Genomic DNA, 11,023 nt, shown 5'->3' with positions numbered 1-11,023 from the left:
TGTTCTGTCGGCATTAAGTTCATCACCGATTTGCTCCCAGGTAAAGTTATGAACGTACCGATAGCGTAAGACCATGCGTTCATCCGTGTCTGCAACCTCGTTTATAACGCACCTTATCTGTTCTTTGAGTGCTACAAGGTTATCCACTTCGGCATTTATCTTTCTTTCCAAATCCATAATCCGCTCTAAACACCTTACAAACTTGGCATCTGTACTTCGTGAAGTTTGCACCTTCTCATCCCAGCTTGGTGATGATACACTTGTTGCCATTTCTCTGAGGCACTCCATTTCCTCAATGTCAGATTCTATTCTTTTATCAAGCCGATACGCTTGGTGTAAGTATTCCTTTACTTTCATTCTTCTCTTACCTCCGATCTTAAATTTTTGATTAGGAAATTCCCATCAACAGAGGTAAGTTCTCTATACCAATCAGAATGGAAGAACCTCTCCACCTCGGATATCATGTCCTTCGCAGGATCATAGCGGGGACGTTTTTTCAGTTTTTTTAGTGCATCCCTATAATCCTTGACAGCTTGCAGGATAATGGCATTTGCAAGTTGCTCATAAGGGTCGGTCATCGCACCACCTCCAATTTTGCTTTTACAGCATCAATTAAAGAGGTTTGTGTTTTTTCTTTTCTTGTAAGTGCAGTCATCACATCTTCATCTATGGTATCTTTAGCAATAATGTGGTGTATCACAACCGTTTCATTTTGACCTTGCCTGTAAAGGCGGGCATTGGTTTGCTGATACAACTCCAAAGACCAGGTAAGTCCAAACCATATAAGGGTAGAACCACCGCTTTGAAGATTAAGGCCGTGTCCTGCACTTGCTGGATGAATAGCGGCGATTGGAATACTGCCATCATTCCAATCTTCTATATCTTTCGATGACTTTATCTGCCTAACGGGAAACCTCTTCTGGATACGCTCCAGGTCATGCTTATACCAGTAGGCAACAAGCACCGGTTTTCCGTTTGCTCCTTCAATTAGGTCCTCCAGTGCATCAAGCTTTCTATCATGAATCAAATGTGCCTTGTTTTTATCATCATAGACAGCACCGTTGGACATCTGCAGGAGTTTGCCGGAAAGAACTGCCGCATTTACTGCATCAATTTCCTCATCACCTAAATTTGCTACCATCTCATCTCGGAAATCAGAATAAATGCTCCATTCCTTTTCACTCAGATACACAGGTACTTCATTTGTGATGCATTTAGGCATTTTGAGATAATCTGCAGACTTCATAGAAATCGTAATATCAGATATTTGGTTGTATATCTTTTCTTCAGCACCTGGCAACGGCTTATATGAAAAGACAATCTCAGCATTTCGCTTATCTGGTACAAAGTAGGCGCTACGGTAGTGGGTTATGTACCTTCCAAGTCTTTGACCTAAATCAAGGACACGAAACTCTGCCCATAAATCCATAAGTCCGTTACTTGAAGGTGTTCCCGTCAAACCTACAATTCTTCTTACAGATGGTCTTACTTTCAGAAGGCTTTTAAATCGCTTTGCACCATAGGACTTAAAAGAAGATAACTCATCGATGACAACCATATCGAAGTCAAAGGGAATACCGCTTTTGTTGACAAGCCAGTCTACATTTTCACGATTAATGATATAAATGGTGGCTCTTTTCATAAGGGCATTGATTCTATCTTTTTCCGTTCCTACAGCCACAGCGTAAGATAATCCTTTGAGGTGATCCCATTTATTTATTTCTGCAGACCATGTTTGAGATGCGACTCTTAGTGGTGCAATAATCAAGACTTTTCTGATTTCAAATTTATCAAGACATAGGTCAAACAATGCAGTAAGAGTAATTGCTGTTTTTCCTAACCTAAGCCCATATCAAGGAATATTGCAGATATTGACTTGCCCTCTATAAAATCAATCGCATACTGCTGATAATCGTGTGGTATGAACTTCATTCGGCATCACCTCCCATCTTTCGTAACACTTCGTCTATCTGCTCTACACCATCAATGCAGTAAACCAAAAACCCTAACGCTTCCAGTTGCCTTTTTCGCCTTACTTGCAGAGGACGCAGCTTTTTACCCGGTGCCTTTAATTCAATAAATGCGATCCTTCCCATAGGGAGCAGTACAATTCGGTCTGGCACACCATCAAACCCAGGACTTACAAACTTCGGTGCAATGCCTCCCATGTTTTTAACTGCTGCTACAAGTTTTTGCTCTATATATTTTTCTTGCATAATATCCTCCATTTCTTAATGGGGAACAAGAAGCACAACTTGAACCAATTTTCCTATACACGCGCACACAGTACGTCTCTATTTATTACTTTTATACCTATAGCTCAGTAGTTAAATTCTTGTTCATGTTATTCCTGTAAAGCCGAAGTATCGATGTTTCATATGGTTTTAAGAGAACGACAATAGGAATCAACCATAGAACAAGGAACTACCATTACCTTTTTCGCTCGTAACAACGTTGCTTGCCGTAAATCGGAAAATTGCTTGTTCCGTTCTTGTTCCCGGTGTATTTGTTCCAATCACCAATCTTCTTCATAATGCCTGCAATGGCATAAGAGTCTGCAGGTTTCATGGCAGCCGCCTCTTTACCGAAACACTCACACCAGATTTCCATATTGCAAACAAGGCTACGTTCTACCGTACCGACATGGGACCCTCCGCCAAATTCACTACCGTTTAGGAAGTTTCTACGCTCGTAAGCTGACATAGTATCCCAATCCTCCGGTAAAAGCGTATCGAGATAAGTACGAACCAGCCCTTCACGCTCATCGCTTTCCATGGCATCATCCTGCTCACTGGTTGCTAAATGTACATCATCACCTTCAAGGTAGAGCTTTTCACCCTTCTCATAAAGCACCAGTGTTTCTGCCCAAATCTGCTCAACATCATATACAGACAACTGCCAGGCTTTCTTTTTACCGTTACCGCTGATACGAACCGGCCAGAACCTTCTGTTGCCTGTGATATCACGAAGGAATCCACTCTCTGCATTGGTAGACCCTACAATTACACATTGACGAGGATGACTTTCTACATTGACTCCGTAGCTGGCACGGTACTTGTCATCAGACCTTGATATAAAGGATTTCACAACCTCCACATCGGTCTTACGCATTCCGGCAAGCTCACCAAGTTCCAGCATCCAATATCCCTGCAATTTTTCGGGACCGGATTTATCCTTCATATCCGTTAGGGTCAAGCTATCAGAAAACCAATCCCCGGCAAGTTTTGCAAAAAAGGTTGATTTACCGATTCCCTGTGGACCATTAAGGATAAGTACGCTGTCAAACTTTGTTCCAGGATGATAAATACGTGCTACCGCAGCAACCATTGTCTTTCTTGTGACGGCTCTTGTATAGGAGTTATCTGTTGCTCCGAAACAATCAACAAGCAGAGTTTCAACTCTGTCTATTCCATCCCAACTGGGCAGATTATCGAGGTATTCTTTTATAGGGTGATATGCTCGCTCTGCCGCTACAGCAAGAGTTGCATCTTTCGTCTTGGTTGGGGAGTAGACCCCGTATTTATTGGAGAGATACACCTTTAAAGCGGCATTGTCCGAGTCATTCCACCCTTCTTTCATCTGATTCCAGGGCAGACCGTTTCTTGCATCGATGCCGTCACGGTGTTTGTTAAAGGCAAGGGACTGAAGTTCCGGGTCATTTCGGATTATAAGAACAATATTGTCGAGGTTATCCTTAATCTTGCCTTGTTTATCAAGTTCAAGTGCTGTCTGCCAAGTGTCTTCAGTAAATTCAACCGTTGCCTGGTTCATTCGTTCTTTGGCAAACTGAGCCTTTACTTCATCGTCCTTAATGGCAAATTCACACATAGCAACATAGGACGGCAGCTTACTCGGAGATGTACCCTCCGATGCTCTGTCATCCAAATTGCCAAACTTATGAATACGAACAAGGTCAAAGGCATTAAGCAGTCTCCCGCTTGCAGGATCTGTCGCATGATGGGAATATGCAAACTTATCGTCATAGATAATGACACCGGCACTTGAGTCAGCCGGCATATAATCATATCTGCCTGTCATCACTGAAGGCTCATATACACCTTCCAGGAATTTATCAATCGCATCTCTTACCGAATAAGTACGGCAGAAAGTGCCGACCACACCTTCCTTGGAAAGCGGGTCAGCCTGTTCTTTTAATGTACGCTCTATAACCTCTGATTGCCTTGAGGATACTGGCCAAGTGCTTGTGTCATGCCAATCATCATATTTATTAAGAAACACATCAGGGTCAAGAAGTGAGCCTTCTTTTTCTTTATATACAAACTCGCCGTTTCTTGATGTAGATGGCCAATACATCAGCCTTTCCGGCTCATAGGTAGTGTCATCAAAAAGGTCGATGCCTACCTCCTTTGCTACCATGCGGCTGACCGCAGCATATTCTTCCTCTCCCACATCCCGGGAAAGAGGAATGATCAGCCTAAGCCTTGGATTTTCTAGGGTATGCTTATGTGTAGAATAAATACAACACTGATACGTGAATAAGGTGCAAATTTCATCCCATATACCGCTGGTTGCGTAGTCCATATCAAGAGTTAACATGGAGCGTGACAACACATTGCCTTTTTTACGTCTGCCGTCTTTTATATGGCCGCCGACGAAACCTCCGACATCTTTGATTGAATCTTGCCCACCCTTTTTCATCTTGCGATATTCTTCCACGGTTTCGGTGGTACGCTGTGTTGTCTTAACACGGGAGCAGAAATCCTCCCAGCTGATATCTGTGTTCTTCCACTTCTTATCCATTCGGCTGTTGCCGTATGCTATTTTCATAGAGCTTTTACCTCCTCAAAGTCTTTATTGAAATATCTGACCGGCTGTCTGCGTTTCTTTGCCTTTTCAATTTCAATACTCATACCCCTTGAAATAACGTCACCGAGTACCCACACCTCCTGGCATTTACCCATAAGGATGATATCCATGAAAATAGCGAGGTCACGTTCTTGCTCATTGTTGTCATCCATGAAAGGAAATAAAAGGTGTGGAGTTAGTGGAATACAGCCACGATTAAAAGCAAACTCTGCAAAACGAGTGGCCTTTAATGTATTTTCCTTAACAGCTCCATTAAAAGGGGCGCAGATATAAACCAAAGGACGGAAGGCGGGTTTTGATACCGCCTTATCCTCTCTTTCAATATTTGTAATTGCTTGATATGGCACTAAGTCCATGTAGCCTTCAGAGTTTTTCATATCGACTCCCATATCACACCTCCATCTCAATTTGCGGATAGATACCGTCTGCCTTTAGCAGTTCATAGATAAAGAGTCTGCCTTTTTGCGTCCACTTTGTGTGAACCTTGGTATGTTCAAATCCATTACTATCTTCATAAACATGGGTATTGGTTCTCGTATAACCTTTGTCTGCGTGTTTTTGATACAAAAGCCAGGTATCACCTTGCTTAAACTGAATGCCCTTATCATGGAGATACTCATTCATGCGAATACCGCTCCAGCCGTAGTCTTTGGCGATAACAGAGATGTTTACGGCATCCTTACATTTGAGAACCACATCGTAATAAGTAGCTTTTGGTTTCATCTCAGCAATCTGCTGCTGTTGAACTGCAACTGCTGCCGTAAGGGTTTTATTTCTTTCACGTTCTTCTTTAAGAGCAGTAAATGCAGCAATAGCAAGGTCGGGATTTGCAATTAAATCGTCTGTTGCATAGATACCATGCTTGCGAATAGCAGGGAGCACCTCATTTGTAACCCAACGCTTGAACTTTTTAGCATTTGGCATCTTGCTTGAGAGGATAAGACTGTAAAGACCGGATTCGTTGATAAGGATTGCCATTGTACCGTTGACGGTGAACGATTCGTTCAGCGTTTTGTCCTCTTCATCAACATGATCCCTTAATGCCTTCTGTGGATTTGTATAGCCAAGAATATCTGCTACATCCTTGCCGACAAAATACGGTTGCCCACCAATAGTTGTAGTGCGTACAGAACCAAACTCTGCATTTTTGTAAATTTGTAATTCCATTAGAATTACCTCCTTATAATTTTTTGGAGGTCTTGACCTCCTACCTGGTAGCCATAGGAGAAGGTCAAATCTGATGGTTTTCAAAAAATTCTTTAAGTTTTTTTGTTGCTCGCTTTAACTTCTGCGTGATGTTGTTCTCGTCAGCACCGATAGAACTGGCATAGTCACGGATTGACATACCATCAATGCGTACTGCGATAAAAGCATCCGCCCATTCTGGTTTTTTAGTGAGAGCTTGACGGATTTTGCTGCAGATATCCTCATATTCATAGTTGAGATTCCTCTCGGTTTCCTGTGAATCATCTGCAATGGTGTCCATTACATCCGTTTCATCTTCAGCTTCATCATCTTTACGAAAAGGGGTATTCGGTTTACCGAGATGCCTATGAAATCTGCGCCAGTTGTTGTATTCCTTACTGTTCATAAGGTCTAACATTTCCTGTACAGTCTCACAACGCTTAACTTCAGCCTTCTTTTCTGGCTTTGCCTCTGCAAGACGTTGCTCATAGTCAATATCCAGCATGAGGCTGTAATCACCATCAGGGATATCAATTGTGGTGTAGAACTTGTGGCCGTTTTTGATGTTCTCTTCATACAGAACTCGAATCTTCATTAAGTATTCCTTTCCGTCCCGGCATTGGGCGGCGGAATACAAAAAGAGCCTGTGGTGAAGATGTCCACAGACTCCGCTTGTCCTCAAAAGGGCGCACGAAATCACGGTGGGTGCATCTTCATTCCTAACATGGCCGTATTGCCATGTTCAGAACTCTTATGCATCCCGCCGTCCTAATGCGCACTTGGACATTGAGATTTATTGTTTTCAGGAGGTTGTCTCCTGATATGGTAATGATAATACTTTTACTTTTTTTGCCCGTTGAACAAACTTCAACAGCAAAAAACGTTATTTACTGCTTTTATCCGTATAAACTTTCAAATTACATGAAAATTGCCCATTATACCGTTAATATCCGTTGAAGAAAGTTCAACAAAAATATTTTTGAGCAAAAAAAAAGACCAGACTTCGTTGAAGTCTGACCTATTTTTTAATATATTTATTTTTTCACTGGGGGCTGGTGAATCAAGTAATCATAGCTTTGATCCTTCAATTCTTCATAGACATCATCATAATCAGTTGCCCATTTCAAATGTAGAAGGGAATCATATATACTATTTTCTGCGCCTTTTTTCCCCGGCAATTCAGAGTTTAAAGATAACTCAGCAAGTTGCAGCATCTTGTTACTAACGCGAAATGGAATATGTATACCCAAACACGTAGAAATAACATTAAGTTTTGTGAGGTTTGCTCCCTTTCTTAGGTTACTAATAGTATTATTATCTAAGCCCGTAGTAGATCTCAATAATCTTACAGAATAACTACATATATTCTTGCTCATTAATTTAGTAAGTGCATCACCGAAATCAAGCCCATTTATGGCTACCAACATTTCTTGTGATATCTCGTTCACAAGTCCATATTGTGTAAGCAAATCTTCATCTATTTCATCATAATAATTGAAGGATTTACTTGCCAAAGCTGCAGGCAGAGTTACATAATGTAATTCTCCAGTTTCATTGTCAATTACAAATTGAAGGAAACATTCTTCTTCATGTTCCTTTGCATACTTCGTAAGGAGCATTCTTCCATTATCGTCACGCTGAATATATTTATTATTGTAGATGCATAGCTTGTTTTCTACATAAGCGAAACAATCTGTTTCTAACATACAAGCTAATGCCTTACTCTCTGAATACCAATTATTCAATGTCGCACTTTTTACAGAGGATACGGTAGATTTTCCTGCCATTTTTTCTTCTGTTAAAGTAATCCCAACACTAGTATAATCTTTGCTTTCATCTTTCTCTCTTATTACTTCGTTATGTTCAACATTAGAATAAAGATAATCATAAGGATCCTGTCCACCACTCAAAAGAAATTGTCTCAAATATTGCTCAATATACATTGCAAGTCTAGATTCTTGATAATTATCTCCCTCTATAAAAACAAAAAATGTCCTTGCTTTTTCTTTGTCTACAGTGGTCTTTAATTCTTCAAATTTCCCATGAGCCTCTATGGTTTCTTTTGTGACTTTTCTTTCTAGCATTTCACGAAGAAGTTTTTCATAGCAACCAAGTCTTTTTACAACACGCTTAATTCTATCATTTTCCGCATTTTTCATCATTTCCGAGATATACTCTCTAAACGATTTACCCGGAATAATATTAATATTCCCTGCTTCAATATCGTGGATAAAAATGTTGGCATATTTTTGCTCTTCTTGAGATAGCATTGAAAATGATTTATGCAGTTCTTTCAGGGTCTTCTCCAAAGAATCCGCATCATACTCACTTTGTATCAACTTGAGGAATTTTTCAAATCGAGAGTTCATATAGTCTGCATCGATTTTTTCAGTATCGTATTCCGTAATGTGTGTATCGATTTCGTATGGAACATCTCCACCACGTCCACCTCCACCGCCTTTAGCTAGTTCCTTATATCTAGCAAGAAGGATGAGGTATGTCATTTCATCTAAATGCATTACGATACTTAAGCCGTTTTCATCGGTATATGTATTTTGACTCCAAATAAAGCCTTGTATTGTTGCTGCCTCTAAATGTGTAGAAAACTGCTTAAACTGCTTTGCAAATTTAGCTTTTACCGAAGACTCATCTGGTAATCTTTCAAAATCGTTAATTCCTGCGTTTTTGAATAGCAGTTCTATTTCATCAAACAGACTATTCATTTGTCTTAGGTTGTTTGGCAATTTATCAACAAACAGACCGGTCGGAATATCTCCTGAATAAGCCTTAACTGCAGCCTCTATGTTTTTCTCCATAGTATTAGGACGTCTGTAATACTTGATAATGCCGAAAGGCTTTTCTGCAATATTGAACAATCGATTGGTTCTTGAAAATGCTTGAATTAGATTTTCAAATTCCATTACCTTATCTAAATATAGTGTATTAACCCATTTAGAATCGAACCCGGTTAGCATCTGGTTTACAACAATCAGAATATCAATTTGTTCATCCTGGGTAATACGATCGTAAGGTTTTTTATGAGCCAATCTTAAGCTAACATCTTTTCTAAATTTATCATATAACGGAATAGTAAAAGACTGTGAAAACTTGGCATTATAGTCTTCCAGCATTTCAACAATTCCATCCTCTTTTTCTAAAGAGCCACCACCTTCATTATCTATACTAGGGTCAAACATTGCTGTAATAGACAAATTAGGCATTTCTGCTTTCATTAGTCGATAGTAAGCAACGGCCTCAGGAATACTGCTTGTAGCAAATATCGCATGGAACTTTCTTCCTCGACTATAAACAGTCCATTTTTTCTTAATATCTGTTATTACGCCATTCCGGTATTTAGGTGTTTTATATTGCTCATTTGGTATGAAATCTTCAATACCTGCAACCCATTTTCCATCAACTTGTTCTCCATACATTTTGATCTGTGAAGAATCCATGTACTTGTAGAACATCTTTTCTTTTTGGGGGTCGCCAATAACTTCTTCCACTGTATCTGCTTTGGCCTTATGAAGAGCAACTTCTTGCCTCAAGTCAGAGTCATCATAGATTTTTACCATATACGGGTCAAATCCTAAAACATTTTTATCTCTAATGCCGTCTGCTAATGTATAACGATGTATTTCATCACCAAATATTGTTGGAGTTGTGCTATCCTTTTTAATGTTTACATCCTGAATAGGCGTACCGGTAAAGCCAAAAATTATTGAATGCTTAAATGTTTTCTTAATAATAGTTAGCATTTCACCAAAAGTGGAACGATGACATTCGTCAATAATAATTGCAATTCGCTTAGATTGGATTATCTTTAAATCAGCTTCGTTTAGTTCCTGCTCCTCTTCAGAAATATTGCTTAACTTTTGAATTGAAGTTACAATTAGAGTATTATCTAAATCATCACTCTTCAACTTAGAAATCAGTATATCGGTATTCTCAGTAGCTTGCACCGATTCGCTTTCATTTGCAAAGGACCTATATTCCTTTAATGATTGTATACCTAATTCCTTTCTATCTACCAAAAAGATTACCTTATCTGCATCGTGTGAACTTGCAATCAACTGTGCAGATTTAAAACTGGTCATCGTTTTTCCTGATCCGGTTGTATGCCACACGTGACCGCCTAATTGGTTGTTATCCTTCCAATTCTTTTTTGCCACCTTATCAGCTATACCAATTGCTGCGTAGTACTGATAACTTCTCATTACTTTCAATACACCTTCATCGGTATCAGCAATAGTGTAAAATCCTATAAGCATATGAGCCATTGGAATGTTTAGTAATTTCGCAATCACTTCATCCCATTTATTGATTGGTTGATTATTAAAATTAGCCCAATGGAAATAAAACGCCTTGTTAAACTTCACTCCTTCGCCAGGATTAGCAAAGTACACGGTTTCTTCCGGTTGCATAGCAACAAATACCTGTATTAATGAAAACAATCCTCTAAAAACACCCTCGTGAGAATATTTCTCAATCTGATTATATGCTTCACTAACGGGTATTCCACTTTTCTTTAATTCGATATGAATAACCGGCATACCGTTTATCAAAAGCATTAAATCTCCACGTCTATTATTTAGAATAGGAGACTTTGTAGGGAAATGTGGTTGCTGTACTATTTGATATCTACTTTCGCCATAAGCAATTTCTTGGCGGTCATAGATTTTTAAACTGACCTCCTTACCGAAATGCTCTTTGTCATCTGGGTTGTCTCGTTTAATAGACACACTTTTTCCGTTTATAAAGCCATTTAATTTGATAGGAGATTGCAGCAGCTTAATCTGATCCATAATCTGCTGCATTTCTCCATCTGTCAAAGGGCATTCATTTAAGCGGTCTTTTTGACGATTGTTATTAAACAAAATGTCAGCCCAGTTCTTTATCAAATCTTTTTCTGAAGGATGTCGAATTACTTCTGATTCCCAACCACATTCTATCAACGCTTTTATGACAGCCTCTTCAAACTCTGATTCTTTATCAAAATACACTTCCATCC

Annotated in this window: 8 protein-coding genes and 1 pseudogene; all 9 read right to left on the bottom strand. The window is 39.6% G+C overall.

Annotation, left to right across the window (positions count from 1 at the left end):
* On the bottom strand, positions 1-270 hold a 270-nt coding region (locus P22_RS16330; protein ID WP_235814691.1), incomplete at its 3' end, for a DUF1492 domain-containing protein.
* Between the two features lie 83 nt (positions 271-353).
* Positions 354-578, bottom strand: coding sequence for a hypothetical protein (locus tag P22_RS16325; RefSeq protein WP_054261296.1), 225 nt, complete (start codon positions 576-578; stop codon positions 354-356).
* Positions 575-1,932 (bottom strand): annotated as a pseudogene (locus P22_RS16320) (SNF2-related protein). Before P22_RS16320 ends, P22_RS16325 begins: the two are co-directional and overlap by 4 nt.
* The gene (locus tag P22_RS16315; RefSeq protein WP_054261295.1) at positions 1,929-2,216 is read right to left on the bottom strand and encodes a VRR-NUC domain-containing protein; all 288 of its coding nucleotides are present in this window, start codon (positions 2,214-2,216) and stop codon (positions 1,929-1,931) included. Before P22_RS16315 ends, P22_RS16320 begins: the two are co-directional and overlap by 4 nt.
* Before the next feature lie 214 nt (positions 2,217-2,430).
* Positions 2,431-4,788 carry a virulence-associated E family protein gene (locus P22_RS16310; RefSeq protein ID WP_054261294.1) on the bottom strand — a complete coding sequence of 786 codons (2,358 nt, stop codon included), beginning with the start codon at positions 4,786-4,788 and terminating at the stop codon, positions 2,431-2,433.
* Positions 4,785-5,216 (bottom strand): DUF7768 domain-containing protein, encoded by a 432-nt coding sequence (locus P22_RS16305; protein WP_054261293.1) that lies wholly within the window; start codon positions 5,214-5,216, stop codon positions 4,785-4,787. Before P22_RS16305 ends, P22_RS16310 begins: the two co-directional genes overlap by 4 nt.
* 1 nt (position 5,217) lies before the next feature.
* Complete coding sequence (locus tag P22_RS16300; RefSeq protein WP_054261292.1) at positions 5,218-5,994, bottom strand: phage antirepressor KilAC domain-containing protein; 777 nt, start codon at positions 5,992-5,994, stop codon at positions 5,218-5,220.
* A 64-nt stretch (positions 5,995-6,058) separates the two neighbouring features.
* A complete protein-coding gene (locus P22_RS16295) occupies positions 6,059-6,607 on the bottom strand; it encodes an RNA polymerase sigma factor (protein WP_054261291.1) in 549 nt (182 codons plus the stop codon).
* Between the two features lie 439 nt (positions 6,608-7,046).
* Positions 7,047-11,015 carry a type I restriction endonuclease subunit R gene (locus P22_RS16290; RefSeq protein ID WP_054261290.1) on the bottom strand — a complete coding sequence of 1,323 codons (3,969 nt, stop codon included), beginning with the start codon at positions 11,013-11,015 and terminating at the stop codon, positions 7,047-7,049.
* Between the last annotated feature and the right edge of the window lie 8 nt (positions 11,016-11,023).

Origin of the sequence: Propionispora sp. 2/2-37, assembly GCF_001298735.1 — a bacterium.
Classification (GTDB): Bacteria; Bacillota; Negativicutes; order Propionisporales; family Propionisporaceae; genus Propionispora.
The sequence above is the reverse complement of the archived record's forward strand: the minus strand, read 5'-3'. Positions and strand labels throughout refer to the sequence as shown.